The sequence below is a fragment of the Luteococcus sediminum genome (genome assembly GCF_054783495.1).
The window spans coordinates 197,817-215,119 of record NZ_BAAGQL010000022.1 but is presented as its reverse complement, the minus strand read 5'-3'; the positions used below and the strand labels follow the sequence as shown (position 1 = coordinate 215,119).

The 17,303-nt window shown below is 70.8% G+C and carries 20 protein-coding genes; 15 read left to right on the top strand and 5 right to left on the bottom strand.

What is annotated here, in order from left to right; all coding sequences use genetic code 11:
* Window positions 1–97: 97 nt before the first annotated feature.
* The 4 genes from ACYVKA_RS13395 (at window position 98) to ACYVKA_RS13380 (ending at window position 2,227) form a co-directional block, all read left to right on the top strand.
* Window positions 98–1,069, top strand: a complete 972-nt coding sequence (locus ACYVKA_RS13395) for an acyl-CoA thioesterase (RefSeq protein WP_394276867.1) — start codon at window positions 98–100, stop codon at window positions 1,067–1,069.
* Window positions 1,066–1,482 carry a QcrA and Rieske domain-containing protein gene (locus ACYVKA_RS13390; RefSeq protein ID WP_460706136.1) on the top strand — a complete coding sequence of 139 codons (417 nt, stop codon included), beginning with the start codon at window positions 1,066–1,068 and terminating at the stop codon, window positions 1,480–1,482. The genes ACYVKA_RS13395 and ACYVKA_RS13390 overlap by 4 nt, the downstream gene beginning before the upstream one ends.
* A gap of 65 nt (window positions 1,483–1,547) precedes the next feature.
* Window positions 1,548–2,039, top strand: coding sequence for a YczE/YyaS/YitT family protein (locus ACYVKA_RS13385; RefSeq protein WP_460706134.1), 492 nt, complete (start codon window positions 1,548–1,550; stop codon window positions 2,037–2,039).
* A complete protein-coding gene (locus tag ACYVKA_RS13380; protein WP_460706132.1) occupies window positions 2,039–2,227 on the top strand; it encodes a hypothetical protein in 189 nt (62 codons plus the stop codon). The genes ACYVKA_RS13385 and ACYVKA_RS13380 overlap by 1 nt, the downstream gene beginning before the upstream one ends.
* A gap of 48 nt (window positions 2,228–2,275) precedes the next feature.
* Here ACYVKA_RS13380 and ACYVKA_RS13375 read toward each other — a convergent pair whose 3' ends face one another.
* The gene (locus ACYVKA_RS13375; RefSeq protein ID WP_460706130.1) at window positions 2,276–3,463 is read right to left on the bottom strand and encodes a zinc-dependent alcohol dehydrogenase; all 1,188 of its coding nucleotides are present in this window, start codon (window positions 3,461–3,463) and stop codon (window positions 2,276–2,278) included.
* A gap of 138 nt (window positions 3,464–3,601) precedes the next feature.
* Between ACYVKA_RS13375 and ACYVKA_RS13370 the strand changes: the two genes are divergently transcribed.
* The 6 genes from ACYVKA_RS13370 (at window position 3,602) to ACYVKA_RS13345 (ending at window position 6,865) form a co-directional block, all read left to right on the top strand.
* A complete protein-coding gene (locus ACYVKA_RS13370) occupies window positions 3,602–4,015 on the top strand; it encodes an HTH domain-containing protein (RefSeq protein ID WP_394276871.1) in 414 nt (137 codons plus the stop codon).
* 465 nt (window positions 4,016–4,480) lie between these two features.
* Window positions 4,481–4,768, top strand: a complete 288-nt coding sequence (locus ACYVKA_RS13365; RefSeq protein WP_460706128.1) for a hypothetical protein — start codon at window positions 4,481–4,483, stop codon at window positions 4,766–4,768.
* Window positions 4,696–5,493 (top strand): sensor histidine kinase, encoded by a 798-nt coding sequence (locus tag ACYVKA_RS13360; RefSeq protein ID WP_460706126.1) that lies wholly within the window; start codon window positions 4,696–4,698, stop codon window positions 5,491–5,493. Before ACYVKA_RS13365 ends, ACYVKA_RS13360 begins: the two co-directional genes overlap by 73 nt.
* An 8-nt stretch (window positions 5,494–5,501) precedes the next feature.
* The gene (locus tag ACYVKA_RS13355) at window positions 5,502–5,762 is read left to right on the top strand and encodes a hypothetical protein (protein WP_460706124.1); all 261 of its coding nucleotides are present in this window, start codon (window positions 5,502–5,504) and stop codon (window positions 5,760–5,762) included.
* A gap of 114 nt (window positions 5,763–5,876) precedes the next feature.
* Window positions 5,877–6,221, top strand: coding sequence for a hypothetical protein (locus ACYVKA_RS13350; RefSeq protein ID WP_460706122.1), 345 nt, complete (start codon window positions 5,877–5,879; stop codon window positions 6,219–6,221).
* Window positions 6,218–6,865, top strand: a complete 648-nt coding sequence (locus ACYVKA_RS13345) for a response regulator (protein ID WP_460706120.1) — start codon at window positions 6,218–6,220, stop codon at window positions 6,863–6,865. Before ACYVKA_RS13350 ends, ACYVKA_RS13345 begins: the two co-directional genes overlap by 4 nt.
* A 382-nt stretch (window positions 6,866–7,247) precedes the next feature.
* Here the strand turns inward: ACYVKA_RS13345 and bioD are convergent, their stop codons facing one another.
* A complete protein-coding gene (gene bioD, locus ACYVKA_RS13340) occupies window positions 7,248–7,913 on the bottom strand; it encodes a dethiobiotin synthase (protein WP_460706118.1) in 666 nt (221 codons plus the stop codon).
* A gap of 1 nt (window position 7,914) precedes the next feature.
* Window positions 7,915–9,279: an adenosylmethionine--8-amino-7-oxononanoate transaminase gene (locus ACYVKA_RS13335; RefSeq protein ID WP_460706116.1), complete on the bottom strand. Its 1,365-nt coding sequence runs from the start codon at window positions 9,277–9,279 to the stop codon at window positions 7,915–7,917.
* Between ACYVKA_RS13335 and ACYVKA_RS13330 the strand changes: the two genes are divergently transcribed.
* Window positions 9,278–10,903, top strand: coding sequence for a peptide MFS transporter (locus tag ACYVKA_RS13330; RefSeq protein WP_460706114.1), 1,626 nt, complete (start codon window positions 9,278–9,280; stop codon window positions 10,901–10,903). The genes ACYVKA_RS13335 and ACYVKA_RS13330 overlap by 2 nt on opposite strands.
* 11 nt (window positions 10,904–10,914) lie before the next feature.
* On the opposite strand, the gene ACYVKA_RS13325 is transcribed toward ACYVKA_RS13330, so the two are convergent.
* Window positions 10,915–11,796, bottom strand: coding sequence for an oxygenase MpaB family protein (locus tag ACYVKA_RS13325; RefSeq protein WP_460706112.1), 882 nt, complete (start codon window positions 11,794–11,796; stop codon window positions 10,915–10,917).
* A gap of 597 nt (window positions 11,797–12,393) precedes the next feature.
* Between ACYVKA_RS13325 and ACYVKA_RS13320 the strand changes: the two genes are divergently transcribed.
* Window positions 12,394–13,629, top strand: coding sequence for an MFS transporter (locus tag ACYVKA_RS13320; protein WP_460706110.1), 1,236 nt, complete (start codon window positions 12,394–12,396; stop codon window positions 13,627–13,629).
* Window positions 13,630–13,750: 121 nt separating this feature from the next.
* Window positions 13,751–14,293, top strand: coding sequence for a hypothetical protein (locus ACYVKA_RS13315; RefSeq protein ID WP_460706108.1), 543 nt, complete (start codon window positions 13,751–13,753; stop codon window positions 14,291–14,293).
* 78 nt (window positions 14,294–14,371) lie between these two features.
* Here the strand turns inward: ACYVKA_RS13315 and ACYVKA_RS13310 are convergent, their stop codons facing one another.
* A complete protein-coding gene (locus ACYVKA_RS13310; RefSeq protein WP_460706106.1) occupies window positions 14,372–14,965 on the bottom strand; it encodes a MarC family protein in 594 nt (197 codons plus the stop codon).
* Between the two features lie 201 nt (window positions 14,966–15,166).
* Here ACYVKA_RS13310 and ACYVKA_RS13305 point away from each other — a divergent pair, with 201 nt between their 5' ends.
* Both ACYVKA_RS13305 and ACYVKA_RS13300 read left to right on the top strand, forming a co-directional pair.
* Window positions 15,167–16,105, top strand: a complete 939-nt coding sequence (locus tag ACYVKA_RS13305) for a helix-turn-helix domain-containing protein (protein ID WP_460706104.1) — start codon at window positions 15,167–15,169, stop codon at window positions 16,103–16,105.
* The gene (locus ACYVKA_RS13300) at window positions 16,047–17,279 is read left to right on the top strand and encodes an extracellular solute-binding protein (RefSeq protein WP_460706102.1); all 1,233 of its coding nucleotides are present in this window, start codon (window positions 16,047–16,049) and stop codon (window positions 17,277–17,279) included. Before ACYVKA_RS13305 ends, ACYVKA_RS13300 begins: the two co-directional genes overlap by 59 nt.
* Window positions 17,280–17,303: the final 24 nt, after the last annotated feature.

Below are 17,303 nucleotides of genomic sequence, written 5' to 3'. Positions count from 1 at the left end.
ATCCAGCTCCGCGGCCGTTTCGATGACTGGTTCCCATTTGCCCTGCCACTGTGATATCGCTCACAATTGGTGCGTCATCGACGACCAAGGACCATCCATGCCAGGCACCCAACACCACACCACTCTTCGCTTCCTCGCCGCCCCCATGGAGGGCAACCAGAAGGGCCATGTCGAGGGTGGGACGGTGCTGGCCTGGATCGACAAGGCGGGCTATGCCCAGGCCGTGGCGTGGAGCGGGCGCTACTGCGTCACCGCCTATGTGGGCAATGTGCGCTTCAAGCGGCCCGTGCACGTCGGCGAGCTCGTCGAGGTGCAGGCCCGCATGGTGCACACCGGACGTTCGTCGATGCACATCGTGTGCACCGTCAGCTCCGGCAACCCCCGCACCGGCGAACTCGAGGTCACCTGCCAGTGCCTGATCATCTTCGTGGCCACCGACGGCCACGGGAAGTCGGTGGAGGTGCCCACCTTCGAGGCCCACGACGACTGGGAGCGCGAGCAGCAGCAGGTGGCGATCCGTCGCATCGAGGGCCGCAAGCTGATCGAGAAGGACATGGCCGAGCAGGTCTACACCGACAAGACCGAGGCGCTGCAGACCACGCTGCGATTCCTGGCCAAGCCCGGTGACGTGAACTGGGGCGGCAAGGTGCACGGCGGCATCGTGATGGAGTGGATCGACGAGGCGGCGAACCTGGTGGGCGAGACCTGGCACCAGGACCCGGTGATCGCGGTCTTCGCCGGCGGTGTGCGCTTCTACCGCCCCATCCAGATCGGACACCTGGTGGAGGTGCAGGCGCGCCTGATCCACACCGGGCACTCCTCGATGCACGTCAGTGTGCATGTGCGCTCGGGCGACCCGATGAAGCGCGAGATGGAGCTGACCACACACTGCCTGATGGTGTTGGTGGGGCTGGATCCCGACGGGCGCCACAAGACCTATGTGCGCTCCTGGAACCCGCGTCTGCTGGAGGACATCCACCTGCAGGAACATGCCAAGCGCCTGGTGGACATCCGCGAGGGGCTGGCCCGCACCGCCCCCAAGGAAGTGCCCTACGGGAGTGGCGAATGACCTCCCGGGGCCGCAAGGCGAAGCTGGGGCTGGCGGGCAGCCTGAGCCGTCGCGGGGCGCTGCGCCTGGGCGGGCTGTCGGTGGCGGCGGCCGTCACGGCCAGCGGCTGTGGCACGAGGGGCCCGGCAACCGAGGTGGCGGCGGCCGACGTCCCCGTCGGCAAGGGGCTGGTGCTGCACGAGCAGGGACTGGTGGTCACCCAGCCCGAGGCGGGTCATTTCGAGGCCTTCGACGCCCATTGCACCCACGCGGGCTGCCAGGTGAGCGAGTTCGACGAGCGGGGCATCGTGTGCGTCTGCCATGACAGCGTCTTCTCCACCACCGACGGCTCCGTGCTGCACGGGCCAGCCAAGGAGCCGCTGGCACGCGCACAGGTCACCACCGACGGCGACCGTCTGGTCGTACGGGCCTGAGACCGGCCAGGCGGGGCCTGTGGGACCATGGCCGCAGTGCGGCCCGCAAGGTGCAGGATGGTGCGATGCCGTCCACCCCGCCCCATGGTCCCAGCACACCGCCCGCCACCACCCGCGGGCTGACGAACCTCTCGCCCGCCGAGCAGCTGCGAGCCGGCCGGATGGGGCGACGCATCGTCCAGCTGATGGTGGGGCTGTGGCTCTTCGGCTCCTCGACGGCGATCCTGCTGCGTAGCGGACTGGGGCTGGCTCCCTGGGACGTGCTGCACCAGGGGATCAGCCGCCACGTGCCATTGAGCATCGGCACCGTGGCGATCGTCACCGGAGCCGTGGTGCTGCTGCTGTGGATCCCGCTGCGGGAGTGGCCGGGGCTGGGAACGGTGCTCAACATCGTCGTGATCGAACTCGCCATGGACGCCACCTTGGCGATGCTGCCCCGACACCTGACGCTTCACCGGCCGGCTGGGCGATGCTGCTGGCAGGCATCGCCATCAATGCCCTGGGCGGGGCTCTCTACATCGGCGCCCAGCTTGGCCCGGGGCCGCGCGACGGCCTGATGACGGCGCTGGCGCGGATCACCGGCCGGGGCGTCGGCCCCATCCGCACCGGCATCGAGGTGTCGGTGCTGGCGATCGGCTGGCTGCTCGGCGGCACGGTGGGGGTGGCGACAGTGGTCTTCGCCATCGGCATCGGCCCCTTGGTGCAGCGTTGGCTGCCGGCCTGCACCGTCGAGCTCGACCGCTGAGGGCCGGCACCCGCACCAGCGCCGGCCCCATCCGCGCTCCTCAACGACTCAGGGCTTGAGGACCACCTTCAGGCAGCCGTCGGACTTGGTCTGGAAGGTCTTGTAGGCCTCGGCCGCCTGGTCCAGCGGCAGGTGGTGGGTGGCCAGCGACTCCAGCCCCAGCACGTCCTCGGCCTGGTTGGCGATCTCGAAGAGCTCATCGGTCCAGCGCTGCACGTGGCACTGGCCCATCCGCAGGGTGAGGCCCTTGTCAAACATCTGCAGCAGCGGCATCGGGTCGGCGGCTCCGCCGTAGACGCCGCTGATCGAGACGGTGCCGCCACGACGAGCCAGCTCCAGGCTCAGGTGCAGCGCGGCCAGACGGTCGATGCCGACCTTCTCGAAGGCGAGGCGGGCCGCCGGGCCCGGCAGGTGGCTGGTCGCGGTGACGATCTTCTCCGAGACGGGATTGCCGTGGGCCTCCATGCCGACCGCGTCGAGCACGCTGTCGGCGCCGCGCCCGTCGGTGAGGTCCTTCACAGCGGCGACGACGTCCTTGGTCTGCGCGGAGTTGATGACCACGGCACCAGCCTGCTCGGCCTTGGCCAGCCGCTCGGGCACCAGGTCGATGCCGATCACCTGCTTCACGCCGCGATGCAGGGCGCTGCGCACCGCCAGCTGGCCCACCGGGCCGAGCCCGACCACGGCCAGCGTGCCGCCCTCGGGGACGTCGGCGTAGACCACACCCTGCCAGGCGGTGGGCAGGATGTCGGACAGGTAGAGGTAGCGCTCGTCGGGGTGACCGTCGTGGGGAACCTTGACGGGTCCGAAGTCGGCGTGCGGCACCCTGACCATCTCGGCCTGGCCGCCGGGCACGCGCCCATAGAGGCTGGTGTAGCCGAACAGGCTGGCGCCCATGCCCTGGTCGACATTCTGGGTGGTCTCGCACTGCGCGAACAGGCCGCGCCGGCACATCCAGCAGTGGCCGCAGGAGATGGTGAAGGGCACGACGACCCGGTCGCCGACCGCGAGATTCTGCACCCCGCTGCCGACCTCTTCGACGATGCCCATGAATTCGTGGCCCAGCACGTCGCCGGGTGTCAGGTACGGGGCGAGCACCTTGTAGAGGTGGAGGTCGGAGCCACAGATCGCGGTGGACGTGACGCGCACGATCGCATCAGTGGGCTCCTGGATGACCGGATCGGCCACCTCGCGCACCTGGACGTCCTCGATTCCCTGCCATGTGAGTGCCTTCATGGCCCCTACCCTAGGCAGGCCGGTCCGTCGGGGCGTCCCCCTCGAGGGGTGGTTGCCTACGCCACGGGCGAATCCGGGGGATGGAGCGTCCGGAGACCCGGCTTGGACGCCCGGGCCCCACGGCGGGAGACTGAGGGGATGAACACGCCTCGTCCCCGCGCACCCCAGCCCCGGGTCATGGCGGCCGCCGACGACCGCACCGTCTCGCGCCAGCTGGCCCGCCACCTGCGCGTCATCTCCGAGCTGCTCGACGAACGGGGCCGCCCCATCCAGGCCGACGAGCTGGCCGAACGGATCGGCGTCTCGTTGCGCACCATGGAGCGTGACATCGAGCAGATCCGTGCTGCGGGAATCCCCCTGCACGGCCGTGGGGGACGCCAGGGCGGCATCTGGCTGGACATCTCGCGCGAGCATCCCGAGGTGCGCCTCGACGTGGAACAGGTCCTCGGGCTGTTGCTGGCCCTGGGCGCCCACCCGAACTCCCTGTCGGGTCCGATGTCCGGCACCATCGGGGCACTGCATGCGCAGTTGGAGGGACCGCGCCTGTTCTGAGCCTCCACACGGCGCGGTGCACTCCGCTGTGACCGCCCCGCCACGGAGGGTTCCGCCGATGCCGGGAACCCGCCCCGTGAGCTCCCCCCGTCCAGCTGCCGGCCCTGCTGGACGCGCCGACCGGCCACTCCCCGAGAAGGTTTCGGTGTCCCACCCCATGACCCCCGATACGCCGGCCCACGCCAGGCGCGACTGGCGCGATGACGTAGGCCAGGGGTTCCGGGTGGGGGCGCTGGCCACCCTGGTCTTCGAGCTGCTCTTCGCCCTCGCACCGTTGGTGCCCTCCATGGCCTGTTCACGCCGGGACACATGGTGGGCGTCGCCCTCTGGGTGACCAGCTGGGTGGTGACCGCGGCCGGTCTGCTGCGGCGTCGCTGCCCCACGTCCTGGCTGGTGGTGTAGCGGGGACTGCTGACCGCGGGCCATGCGATCCTGCTCACCGCGCGGCTCATCGACGAGTTCCTGGTGGCCTATCCCACCGCGATCATCATGGTCTACACCGTCGGGCTGCTGCTGATGGCCGAGCAGTACGACGAGCGCAGCACCATGGCCCGCGAGGCCAGCCGGGCCCATGCCGGCCAGCGCACCGAGCACGACGGCCGGCGCGAGGCGGCGCGGCTGCTGCACGACCCCGTGCTGCACGCCCTGCACGCCATCGGCAGCCCCGCGAGCACGTCAGCGTGCAGGACGCCATCGAGGAGTGCGTGGTGGCCATCGAGGCGATCGACCAGCCCGCCGAGGGGGCGGGGATGATGGACCTCAGGGCCCTGCTGCTGTCCGATCCTGCCACCGAACGGCTCGCGGCCCCCGTCCTGGGGCAGGTGGAGCCGATCCCTCCAGGTGTGGCGGCCGCGATCGCCTCGGCAGCCCACGAGGCCCTGGTGAACGTGGAGCGCCATGCCCGTGCCCGCTCCTGGCGCGTCGAGCTGAGCTCGCTGGGACAGAAGGGCTGTGAGGTGCGCGTTGTCGACGACGGCAGGGGCTTCGACACCACCCAGAACTTCCGTGGCCGGCTGGGCCTGAGGCGCTCGGTGGTAGAGCGTCTCGACGACATCGGCGGCCAGGCCGTGGTGCGCTCCAGCCCCGGCACCGGCACCGTCGTGACGCTGGTCTGGCCGCGACCCGAGGCCAGCACCTCGCTCGGCCTGCCGGCCATGGGCCCCGGCCTCCAGGCCGATTGGGGCAGCCGCCGGATGATGGCCCTGATGGTGACCCCGGGACTGGTGCTCACCACCGTGATGTGTGTGCTGGCCGGACCGCAGATGCTGCACTTCCATCTCAGCGGTGCGGTGACCATGGTGTGCATGGCCGTGGGTGCCTGGTGCTGTATGCATCTGGCGCGCCGTCCCCTGTCGCGCCCGGGGTTGTGGGCGCTGCTGGTCCTGACTCTCGGGACCTGGCTGGTGAACCTGCTGACCACGCCCCACGACGTGACCGATGTGTACATGCTGTGGATGTCCTGGGGGCTGCCCCGATGACGTAGCTGGTGATGATGACCCGCCCGCCCCGCGCCGCGGCCCGCATCGGCATGGTGGTGGTGCTGCACGTCAGCGTCCTGGCCCACTTCGGCCTGCGCTACAGCTTCCTGCACTTCGTCAGCGGCGGCAACCTGGTGACCAGCATCATCGTGCTGATCGCCTACCAGTCGCTGTACCTCGCGCAGAGGATCGCGACGGCGGCCGCGAGCCAGCAGCAGCTGGCGGAATTGACCCGCCGCGACACCGCCAGGCTGGGCCAAAGGGCCTGACTGGAACAGTTCTGGTCGGCAAGGGTCACGCAGGAAGTGCTGCCCCTGTTGCGTTCCATTGCTACTGGCGAGCTTTGTGCCGGCGACGAACAGGTCCGCCAGACGGCCCGGAAAATGGAGTCCTCGCTGCGTGACGAACTGCTGCTGAACCCCGGTGAGCACGGCCTGGGCGAGCACCTGGCACGGCTGCGCGGCCAGGGCTGGCAGGTGCACTCGACGCTCACCTCGGAGGAACCACCGGGAGTGCTGGGTGCTGCGGCACGCATCGTCGCCCTGCTCGGGCCCGCCACCGGCCCGGGTCAGGTGCTCACCATCAGCTCCAATGGCACCAACGCGACGGCCGTCATGGTGGGCACCGATGAGGAACAGGCCTCCTTGTGGAGGACGAAGTTGGACGAAGTCGGTGGGATTATGGGCTCAGACCACGATTTTCTCAGAATGACGGTGGAGGCACGATGAACAATCCCCTTCGGCTTGCAGCCCTGGACGACCACCCGGTCGTCCTGGCAGGACTCAAGGCCGTCGAACAGGTGAGCGCGGGGGAGCTGAAGATCGTCCATTCAGTCACCGAGCCGGAAGAGCTCTATCGACTGGTGGTGGAGATGCCCGTTGACGTGGCCCTGGTGGACCTGCAGCTCAAGGACGGGCTGAAGGGTCCCGAGGTGGTGGAGCGGCTCGACGAGCTGGGCGTGCCCAGCGTCGTCTACACCGCAGAGCTGCGGCCGCTGCCGATCCGTCGCGCGATGGCAGCCGGCGCCCTCGGCCTGGCGCTCAAGAATGACCCCTTGGACGGCCTGATCCGCACCATCCAGGGCGCCGCGGCCCGGGAGTTCGCCGTCAGCAGCCAGCTGGCCGACGTGCTGATCAAGGATCCGAGCCTGACGCCGAAGCTGGCACCGCGCGAGATCGAGGCGCTGGAGCTGCTGCACCAGGGCATTCCGCGCAAGTCGGTGGGGCGCCTGATGAATCCTCCGGCCTCCGAGTCGACGGTGGCCACCTACCTGCGGCGCGTCTCGGGCAAGTACCGCCAGCTGGGCCGCACCGTGCACGGGGTTCCCGACGCACTGAGCCACGCCGAGCGGGACGGCTACTTCGAGGGCTGAGCCCCGCGAGTGGCCCTGGCGCCCCGGGTCAGGGTGTGGGTCTGGGCAGGAGCTGACCGACGCGGTGGGCTTGGGGGGGCTCCCCCGAGCCCGCTCACGTGGTGCGGTGCTGTCGCCAAGCGACCAAACTCCCCCGAGTTCTGCTCCACCCCCACGATCACGCCCACTGTCGGCACAGATCTCGTCACGATGGGCACTTGCCCCTCGTGGCCTCCCCCGAAGTCGATCCGCGTCCAGACCAGCGGGCATCCCACCGCGCCGGTGCTGCAAGCATAGATCGGGCTTTCACTTCACACATGTCCCCTGAACGCGTGACACCTGTCCGCGCGCCCGCGACCCCACTGGGTCGGCCCCTCGCGCGAAAGATCACTCCCGAAAGGTCTCAGACCAGGTCCGGCAGGCCCATCCCGTCCGCCATCCGGACGAAGTCGGCACGCTCCAGCGCACCGGCCCCCTGCGGCAGCACGCCCAGCAGCGGCACCCCACAGACCACGGGCAGTTCGTCGGCATTGAGCCGGGTGGCGAGGCCCGGCTCCTGCGGCCAGCTGCCGCCCAACAGGCCCAGCATCTGCAGCCCGCGGCTCCTGCCAGTCTCGACGGTGAACTCGGCCAGGTTCAGCGATCCCAGCCCGGTGGAGGTGACCACCAGCAGCGGTGCGGCCAGCTCGAGCGCCAGGTCGGCGAGCGTCCAGTCGTCCGCCAGTCGGACCAGCAGGCCCCCCGCGCCCTCGACGAGCACCACGTCGTACTGCCGTTCGAGCTCGCGCACCCAGTCCACCACCTCGGCGAGCACCGCCTGGGGCATGCCGGCCCGTCGCGCCGACAGGTTCGGGGCCAAGGGCTCGGGATAGCGCACGAACTCGGCCGTGGGCAACCCGGTCAACCGGGTGATGGTGACGGCATCCCCGCTGCCGTCCGGCTCACCGGTCTGCAGCGGCTTGGCGCACACCACGTCGAGCCCGCGCGAGGCCAGCACGCTGGCGACGGCGGCGGTGGCGATGGTCTTGCCCACGTCGGTGTTGGTGCCGGTGACCACGATGACGGCCATGTCAGTCCTCTCCCTGTCGTGTCGTGCCCTGGCCTGTCGGGACATGCCCCGGGTTGGCCTGGCGGGCCTGTCCGGCCCGGACGGCCGCCCTCATGCCGCGGCAGATCTGGTCCACCTCCTCGGTGGTGCTGGTGAAGGGCGGCATGCAGTAGACCAGCCGCCCGAAGGGCCGCAACCACACGCCCTGGGCGACGGCGGCGTCGGTGGCTGCGGCCATGTCCACCGGCCGGTCCAGTTCCACCACCCCGATGGCCCCGAGCACTCGGACATCGGCCACGCCGGGCAGGCCGTCCAGCTCGTCGAGCCCGGCGCGCAGCTCTGTTTCGATCCGCGGCACGGTGCTGCACCAGTAGCCGTCGGCCACTAGCTCCAGCGAGGCCGCGGCGACGCGACAGGCCAGCGGGTTGGCCATGAAGGTGGGGCCATGCATGAGCACGCCACCACCGTCGGCGCTGCAGATGGCGGCGGCCACGCGCTCGGTGGTGATGGTGGCGGCCAGGCTCATGAATCCGCCGGTCAGCCCCTTGCCGACGCACAGCACGTCCGGCGTGATGCCGGCGGCGCTGGTGGCGAACAGCTCGCCGGTGCGACCAAAGCCGGTGGCGATCTCGTCGGCCACCAGCAGCAGGCCGTGGCGGTCGCACAGCTCGCGCACCCCCACCAGGAGCTCGTGGTCGTGGAAGCGCATGCCGCCCGCCCCCTGCACCACCGGTTCGATGATGATGGCGGCGATCGTCTCGTCCACCAGCGCCTCCAGCTGGCGCAGGTAGGCCGCGCGCTCGTCGGGGCTGGAGCCGCGCACCGGCGGCGGTGGCGCGAAGACCTGCTGGGCGAGGGTCCCCCGCCACAGGGAGTGCATCCCGCCGTCGGGGTCGCAGACACTCATCGCGGCGAAGGTGTCGCCGTGGTAGCCGCTGCGCCAGGTGAGCAGCCGGGAGCGCTCGGGATGCCCGATGCCGCGCTGGTACTGCAGCGCCATCTTGATCGCCACCTCGACGCTCACCGAGCCGGAGTCGGACAGGAAGACCTTGGTGAGGGGCTCGTCGGTGAGCTCCACCAGCGCGCGGGCCAACAGGGCGGCGGGCTCGTGGGTGAGCCCGCCGAACATGACATGGCTCATCGCGTCCACCTGGTCGTGGGCGGCGGCCACCAGGTGCGGGTGCGAATGGCCGTGGCAGGCGGCCCACCAGGAGCTCATGCCGTCGATGAGGCTGCGGCCGTCGGCCAGGTGCAGGCGCGCTCCCTCGGTCGAGGCGACGGGCAGGTTGTCCATCGCCAGCGCCTGGCCCCCGGTGGCAGTGGCGGCGTAGGGGTGCCACAGGTGCTCTCGGTCCAGTGCGACGACGGTCTCGGCATCCAGTCCCATGGGCACTCCTGGTCAGCTCGACTTGAACAGTGTTCAAGATATACCACCCCCGGCGATCCGCACTGGCGGGGCCCCCTCCATACTGGGGCCCATGGACACAGTTGAACGCCGTTCAAGTGGGGTGGGGCAGCCAGTGGCGATGCCTGCACTGGTGGGCATCGAGATGTGGGAGCGGTTCAGCTTCTACGGCATGCAGGCCATCATGGTCTTCTTCCTCTACCACCAGGCCAGCGACGGCGGACTGGGCCTCGACCGCGCCCAGGCCACCGCCCTGATGGGCGCCTACGGCGGGGCCGTCTACCTGTGCACCATTGCCGGTGGCTGGGTGGCCGACCGCGTGATGGGCGCCGAACGCACCCTGCTGGCCGGGGCACTGTGCCTGGTCGCAGGACACCTGGCCCTGTCCGTCCTGGACGGAGGGCGCGGCGTGGCCACCGGCATGGCGCTGGTGGCCGTCGGGTCGGGGGCGCTGAAGACGGCCGCGATCACCGTGCTCGGCCACGTCTACCCCCGCGAGGACGACGCCCGCCGCGACACCGGCTTCCAGTTCTTCTACCTGGGCATCAACATCGGCGCCCTGCTCGGCCCGCTGCTCACCGGCTGGCTGGCCGCCCGCCACGGCTACCACGTCGGCTTCGGTGCCGCGGCCGCCCTGATGATGCTCGGCCTGGCCCACTACCTGCTGCTGCGGCCCCGGCTGCTGGCCAGCCTGGAGCCGTCGGTGCGCACCGCGGTGCAGCGCCCCGACAGCCCACTGCCGCGTCGCCGGGCCACCGCCACCGTCGCCCTCGCACTGGCCTTCGTCGCCCTGCTGGTGCTGGCCATGGCCACCGGCCGACTGCCGTTGGGCAGCCTGGCCACGCTCCTGCTCGCGCTCACCGCGGGCGCCGCCGTCGCGCTCTTCCTGCGGATCTTCACCTCGCCGCGGGTCAGCGCACCGGAGCGGCGCCGGGCCGCTGCCTTCATCCCGCTCTTCCTGGCATCAAGCGCCTTCTGGTCGGTGCTCAACCAGACCTATGGCGTCTTCGCCGTCTACTCCGATGTGCGGCTGGACCGCCACGTCGGCGGCTTCGAGATGCCCGCCGCCTGGACGCAGTCCTTCAACCCGGCCTACATCCTGCTGCTCTCGGCGCCGATGGCGATGGTGTGGACGCGCCTTGGGCAGCGCGGCCCCGGCTCGGCCACCAAGATGTCGCTCGGGGTGTCGATCTCGGGCTGCGGGATGCTCTGCCTGCTGCCCTTCACCGGCGGCGGCGCGGGGTCGATCCCGGTGCTGGCGCTGGCCCTGGCGGTACTGGTGATCACCCTGGGCGAGCTGCTGGTGGGCCCGGTGGGCATGTCGGCCACCGCCTCCCACGCCCCGACGGCCTTCCGCGCCCGCTTCTCGGCGCTCTACTTCCTGTCCATGGCGCTGGGCACCTCGTTGGCCGGCGTGCTGAGCCGCTGGTACGACCCGGAGCAGGCGGCGGTGGAGGAGCGCTACTTCCTGGCCTGCGGCCTGGGCGCGATCGGCATCGGCCTGGCGACGGCCGTGCTCACCCGCATCCTTGCCCGGCCCCGGCAGACGCCCTCGTCGCCCGCACCGACGGCACCGCTGGCCGGGACGGCCTCCCCTGCCGCCTGAGCAGGCTCGGCTCAGGCAGGTGGCTGCATCGGGCGGTCGTGCTCCCCATCGGGGCCGACCAGTGCCCAGTCGACGACCTTGGTCGCCAGCGCGCCCAGCACCGCCTGACGACGCACCGTCACTGCCCCGTCGGGCAGCTGCAGCATCTCGCGGGCCCAGGCGGGCAGCAGCGCCTTGCCGCCGGCGATCACCATCCGGTAGCCGGGCCTGGCCACCAGCGGCAGTGGGGCGCGGTGGGTGAGGAAGTCCACCACCTCGAGGGCGTCGCGGGTGCAGGCCAGTTCGGGACGGAAGGCCTCAAGCTGGGCGTCGAGCTCGGCGACCGTGCGCGGCAGTCCGGTGGCGCCCAGGCCCTCCCCGGCCCCGGCGGACTGGGCGACGTAGAGGTCGGCCTCGGCGGGGGTCAACGGGTTGCTGCCCCACCGCTGGTGGGCCGTCAGGAAGCTCCAGGTCTCGGCGACGTGCACCCAGCGCAGCAGGTCGGGATCGTCGGCCCGGTAGGCATTGCCGAAGTCGTCGGTGCCGGCCACGCTGCGGTGCACGGCGCGCACCAGGGCCAGCTGGGCCTCCACCTCGGGCAGCGGCGCATAGGTGGTGACGGCGATGTGGTGGCTGATGCGCTGCAGTCGCCCCCAGGGGTCGGACTGGTAGTTGTCGTGCTGGGCGACGGCGGCCATCGGCCCGGGGTGCAGGGACTGCAGGAAGAGTGCACAGACTCCGCCGGGGTACATCGCACCATCCTGGTTGACCCGCCAGATCGGGTCCTCGGCACTGAATCGTCGCTCGCCCTCGGCGCCCCAGATGCGCCAGGCGCGTTCGGCCGCGTCGGGGCCGGCCACCTTGGAGCGCAGGAAGGCGGAGACATGGGAGCGCAGCAGGTCGGGTCGTGGCATGCACCCAGCATGCCCTGCCCGATGCGGATTTCGGTACGAAGACGGGGCGCGGCGATCATCGCCGCGCCCCTGGATGGTGCATGTCCATCATGTGCCCGCTGTTCTCGTGCCGAACGCGGATGCACGTGTCGAACCCGCATGGGTCCGTCCCCGTCACGATCGGGGCGTGGGTGACACCCTGCCGACCGTGCCCGACCTCGGCGACGTGACGACCTGGAGGGTCGCAGTTCCTCACTGTCACGTCCTGCATTGGTGCGAGCCACAGGCCTGCCGTCCCCCTACCATCCGTAGGGCGGACCGCTCCTTCGATGACGAGCCACGACGAGCAGTGGGGAATGTCCTCACATGCCGTGGTGCGTTCCCCGATCTGCCGGCACCCCCTGGTGCCGCAGGCCAGAAGCCTCCAAGAGCTCCCGCCATCGTCCTGCGTGAACATTCAAGCACCTGCAATCCCTTCCGTCATGGAGGACCACGGCTTCCTCAGCTGTCCTGCAGGAATGGGTCACACGTCCAACAAGGCGCCTCGGTCCTTCCCGGACCTACCACTGGGTAGGATTTCTGCACCGTCATCCTCCGAGCCGAAGAAGCCCGCCCTCCATGACCACCGTCACCGCTGCCCGGCAGCCCTCCCTCCAGGCACGCCGCGCCCGCGCGGCCGTCGCCACCCTCTTCTGGCTCAACGGCGCGACGATCGCCTCCCTGGTCCCCCGCTACCCAGAGCTGCGCGACCACCTGGAGCTGTCCAACACCTTCTTCGGCCTGGCGATCGCCCTGGGGCCGCTCGGCGGCCTGGTCGCCGGACTGCTCACCTCGCGGGTGATGCGCGCCACCAGCTCGGCCGCGGTGGCCTCCTGGGCCCAGGTGGGCCAGATCGCGCTCTTCTGCATCGTGCTCAACTCCCCCACCGCCTGGGTCTTCGCCCTGGCCGTCATGCTGATGAGCGCCACCGACGTCTACACCGACATCGCGATGAATGCCCACGGCATGCGCGTGCAGAACCTCTACGGGCGCTCGATCAACAACTCCTTCCACGCCTGGTGGAGCCTCGGTGCGGTCAGCGGTGGCCTGCTGGGCTCCTCCTTCGCCGGCATCGGGCTCTCCCTGCCGATGCATGCCCTGGCCAGCGGCAGCCTGATGCTGGCCATCAACCTGGGCCTTCGCCCCTTCCTGCTCAAGGGCCCCGACCCGGACGTCGTCGAGGATTCCCAGACCCCCGCGCACGGCGTGCGGATCCCGCGCAACCTGATGGTGCAACTGGTGGCGCTGGGACTGGTGGGTGCCTTCTCGGCCAGCATCGAGGACTCCGGCTTCACCTGGAGCGCCCTCTACCTGCGCGACTCACTGGGAGCCGAGCCCGCCGTGGCCGGCATGGGACTGGTGGCCCTGGTCGGCGCCCAGACCATCGGACGCTTCACCGGCGACCGGCTCGTCGACCGGCTGGGCGACCGAGGAGCCGCCCGCCTGGGCTGCACCGTCGCCACCCTGGGCATGGGGCTGGCACTGCTGGTGGGCACCATCCCGCTGACCCTGTTCGGCTTCGCCTGCGCCGGCTGGGGCGTGGCCACGATCGTGCCGGCGGTCTACTACACCGCCCACCACATGCCCGGCCTGCCCGCTGGCTCCGGGTTGAGCATCGTCAACTGGCTGTTGCGCCTGGCCTTCTTCGTCGGCCCTCCCCTGGTCGGCCGACTCTCCGACGTGGTGGGCTTCCGCACCGCCCTGACGGTGATGCCGCTGGCCACGGGCATGGCCCTGCTGCTGTCCGGGGTGCTGGCCGCGCACAGGCGTGACGACGACGTGGAGCTGCCGGCACAGCCCGCCACCACCCAGTGACAGCTTCCACGCCGGCACGACGGGTGGGATTCACCGGGCCGTCGCCACTCGTTCACCTCGACGTGGCGCCGGCGGCATGTGGGACGCGTTCACTCTTCAGTGAACCCACAAGGAGAACACCATGAGCGTCCTGACCCTCCCCCGCATCAGCCCGCGCATCACCAACCGCCAGCAGTCCTCGACGGTGGCCCCCAGCTCCACCTTCGACCTGGCGCTCCAGGGGGCCACGATCGTCGCGCGCCTGCACAACCGCGACCAGCGCGCCCTCGACGTGCACGCCCGGTCCTTCACCCTCGAGCACACCCCCGCGGTGCACGTCGTCGAGCCCGGCGCCGAGATGACCGCCTGCTGGCAGGCCAGCGGCCGCTACGACCTGGGCCTGCACTCGGTCCACGGCACCTACCGCCGCATCAGCGGCACCACCGGCGCCCCGCAGGCCGAGGCCAAGCTGCGGGTGCGCGGCGGCCAGGTCGTGCTCTCGGTGCGCAACCCCGGCTGCGAGAGCATCGAGGTCGAGGTCTGCGACGGAACTTCCAGCCGCCGGGTGCACCTGTGCCCCTTCGCCCGCCGCCGCCTGTCCGTCGCCACCCTCGACGGCGCCTACGAGGTGCGCCTGCAGGTCGTCGACCAGGACGCCAGCCAGGTCCTCGCAGGCCACCTGTGAGCCCACACCCCCGACCGGGAGGGCCGGCACGTACGAGGGCCCCGTCGATGACGGGGCCCTCGTGCGTGGCGGGATGTCTCAGCCCATGGCAAAGAAGCGCTGGATGCCGTCGAAGACCATCTGCGTGCTGATCATCACCAGCACCATGCCCATCAGGCGCTCGATCGCGAGCAGCACCCGCTCACCGAGGATGCGCTCCAGGTAGCCCGAGAGGAACAGGATCGTGGCCGAGGCGGCCCAGGCCATCAGGACCGCGGCCAGCCAGACGGGCCAGCGCCCCGGGTCCTGGCTCACCAGCAACACCTCGACGGCGAGCAGCGACGGCCCGGCGGTGTAGGGCACGGCCAGCGGCACGATGAAGGGCTCGTCGGACAGGCTCACCTCCTCCAGCGTCGTCTCCGGGGAGGGGAAGACCATCCGCACGGCGATCAGCATCAGGATGATGCCGCCGGCCGCAGTCAAGGCTTCAGGAGAGACCTGGATGAGGCCGAGCAGGCCCTGGCCTGCGAACAGGAAGGCCACCATGATGGCGAGGGCGACCAGCAGTTCACGGGCGATCACCCACTGCCGGCGCTGCGGCGCCACCTTCTTGACGGCGGTCATGAAGAAGGGGATGTTGCCCAAGGGGTCCATGACGATGAAGAGCAGCGTCACCGCCTGCATCAGAGACATGCAACCTCCACACTTCTTCTCGCTCACCTGGCAACCGAAGGGTAATCCACCACACAAGCCCGCACCAAAGCCGAAATATTTCACTCACAGTCCCTCCCACGACCAAGTCATCCTCCCACCCCGGCATCGGGGGCCACGGTGATCGGGCGCGTATCGCGTGGCGCAGGCGCTGTGCGGAGCACTCCATGCCACGATGACGTGGTGGAGGGTTTCGGTCAGGCGCTGCGACGCCAGCGACAGGCACACGGCCTGCGCCAGAAGGACCTGGTGGAGGCTCTCGACCACGTCATCGCCGGCTCCACCCTGGCCAATGTCGAGGTGGGGCGCGAGCGGCCCTCGGCACGGCTGTGGACGGCGATCTGCCAGGACCTGCCCGAGTGGGTCGAGCCGCTGCAGCCGTGGTTCGATGCCGCCCACCACGTACAGGGCGGACCCCTCTTCGAGCTCAGCGGCCCCTTCGAGATCCTCGAGGCCACCTACGCCTACACCTTCCGCGACCAGCGTGCCCCCGAGGAGATCATCCAGGTCCACCGGGTCAGGGCGCCGGCCGACGGCGCCGACGGCGCCGACGGCGCCGACGGCTGCGGGCTGCAGCTGCGCAATGACAGCGGCCACCTCGGGCTGGAGACCGAGGCGCTGTGGGGAGGCGGGATCGAAGGCCACGGCCGCACCGTCCACGAGGGGCGCAGCCGCCACCTGACCCGATTCCACTTCGACAGGGCCCTTCGTCGTGGGCAGGTGCACGAGTTCGCCACCCGCGCCTGGGTGGACCACGAGGAACAGGCCGCCCGGATCGCCGTGCAGTTCACCCGCCCCACCGAGCAGGTGGTGCTGGCCGTCCACTTCCTGGGGCCACGCCCCACGGCAGCTAGACCGCCCGGCTCGAACGGCGCCCGCTGGGAGCCGTGCAGGGAATATCGTGGACCTGGTGACCACCCAGCGACGAAGGATCCTGCAGATCGGCGGCGGGCTCGCTGTCGCCGCCCTGGCCGGCTGCACCCGCCCCGCCGACGGTCCCACCCCCCCACCCTCCCGCACGGCACCGTCCTCTTCCGGCGGTCCGAACCCGACACCGTCAATGGTGAGCCCCGACCCGAGTGGTCCCGTCCGGCTGCTGATCGGCAAGGACATCACCACTGAGGACTGGTTCCGCACCGCCGACTCCCAGCTGCGCACCCGCCGGGTGGAGCTGCGCCCCACCAGCACGGCAACCATGGCCAGCGACCTGGCCGCGGCACTGGGGGACGACGAGGACCGCCCCGATCTGGTCCTCGACGATGCCGCCTCCCCGCTGCCCGTTGCGCGGTTGGCCACCGGTCTGGACGACCTGCCCGACCTGCCCGCAGACCTGCCGAGCCACCTGCGGCCGGAGGCCTGGGCCGGGTCCCGCATCCAGGGCCCGGCCGGACGGCCCGCCCGCCGGGTGGCCCTTCCTGCTACCTGGCTGGTGCACGGCCTGTGGTTCTCGCGCAGCCTGTTCGCGCGGCACGGCTGGCAACCACCCACCACCTGGCCCGAGCTGCTCGCGCTGGGACGCCAGGGCCGCGAACAGGGCCTGCAGCTGCTGTGCTGGGGGCAGGACCACGCCACCGACTACCTGGACCTGGTCGTCGCCAGCGCCGCCAAGCAGGCAGGGCCCGAGCCGCTCCGCGCGATCGACCAGCTGACGGCCGGCTGCTGGTCCCACCCCGCCCTCCAGTCGGCGCTTCACCAGCTCGACGAGGCCCTCACCGCCGGCCTGGTGCGCCCCGGTGGCGCGCAGCGCACCTGGAAGCAGGCCATCGGGGCCTTCTCCCAGGACCAGGAGGTGCTCATGGTGGCTGCTGATGCCCGGACCATGGCCCTGGCCAGGACCACGGAGGAATTCCAGCTCGACCTGGTGCCCTGCCCGTCGCTCACGGCCACCCCGACGATGGGAGCAGCCGCGCTGCAGACCAGCCCTGCCGATGCCTTCATCCTGCCCAGCGGCTCGACCAATCCCGCCGGGGCCCGGCAGGCGTTGCTGGCCGCCTTCTCGGCGGAGGCCGCCCGCGCCCACTGCGCCGAGACGCAGCTTCCCAGCACCCGCACCGATGCCCTCCCGGCGCGGCCCTCGCGCCTGCTGGAACGGCAGGACGAGCTGCTGCGGGCAGCAGGCCGCCGGCAGGTGACCTGGCGTGCCCTGGACCACTACGGCATCCGGGGCGACCACCAGCTGCTGTGGAATGCCTTCCTGTCTCGCCGTATCGACGTGGCCACCCTCACCGCAGAGATGCAGCGCATCACCGACGCGCTGGCCGAGGACCCCTCCCTGGCCCGCCTGTCCAACCTGTGAAGCCCCGGTGGCCGCTTGGGATGA

What these genes read in the sequence shown, in the direction of transcription:
- ACYVKA_RS13380 (WP_460706132.1), top strand. Translation starts at nt 2,039, where the DNA reads ATGACGGCGCTGGCGCGGATCACCGGCCGGGGCGTCGGCCCCATCCGC.
- ACYVKA_RS13395 (WP_394276867.1), top strand. Translation starts at nt 98, where the DNA reads ATGCCAGGCACCCAACACCACACCACTCTTCGCTTCCTCGCCGCCCCC.
- ACYVKA_RS13325 (WP_460706112.1), bottom strand. Translation starts at nt 11,796, where the DNA reads ATGCCACGACCCGACCTGCTGCGCTCCCATGTCTCCGCCTTCCTGCGC.
- ACYVKA_RS13330 (WP_460706114.1), top strand. Translation starts at nt 9,278, where the DNA reads ATGGGCACTCCTGGTCAGCTCGACTTGAACAGTGTTCAAGATATACCA.
- ACYVKA_RS13390 (WP_460706136.1), top strand. Translation starts at nt 1,066, where the DNA reads ATGACCTCCCGGGGCCGCAAGGCGAAGCTGGGGCTGGCGGGCAGCCTG.
- ACYVKA_RS13315 (WP_460706108.1), top strand. Translation starts at nt 13,751, where the DNA reads ATGAGCGTCCTGACCCTCCCCCGCATCAGCCCGCGCATCACCAACCGC.
- bioD (WP_460706118.1), bottom strand. Translation starts at nt 7,913, where the DNA reads ATGGCCGTCATCGTGGTCACCGGCACCAACACCGACGTGGGCAAGACC.
- ACYVKA_RS13335 (WP_460706116.1), bottom strand. Translation starts at nt 9,279, where the DNA reads ATGGGACTGGATGCCGAGACCGTCGTCGCACTGGACCGAGAGCACCTG.
- ACYVKA_RS13345 (WP_460706120.1), top strand. Translation starts at nt 6,218, where the DNA reads ATGAACAATCCCCTTCGGCTTGCAGCCCTGGACGACCACCCGGTCGTC.
- ACYVKA_RS13375 (WP_460706130.1), bottom strand. Translation starts at nt 3,463, where the DNA reads ATGAAGGCACTCACATGGCAGGGAATCGAGGACGTCCAGGTGCGCGAG.
- ACYVKA_RS13385 (WP_460706134.1), top strand. Translation starts at nt 1,548, where the DNA reads ATGCCGTCCACCCCGCCCCATGGTCCCAGCACACCGCCCGCCACCACC.
- ACYVKA_RS13310 (WP_460706106.1), bottom strand. Translation starts at nt 14,965, where the DNA reads ATGTCTCTGATGCAGGCGGTGACGCTGCTCTTCATCGTCATGGACCCC.
- ACYVKA_RS13350 (WP_460706122.1), top strand. Translation starts at nt 5,877, where the DNA reads ATGGAGTCCTCGCTGCGTGACGAACTGCTGCTGAACCCCGGTGAGCAC.
- ACYVKA_RS13370 (WP_394276871.1), top strand. Translation starts at nt 3,602, where the DNA reads ATGAACACGCCTCGTCCCCGCGCACCCCAGCCCCGGGTCATGGCGGCC.
- ACYVKA_RS13320 (WP_460706110.1), top strand. Translation starts at nt 12,394, where the DNA reads ATGACCACCGTCACCGCTGCCCGGCAGCCCTCCCTCCAGGCACGCCGC.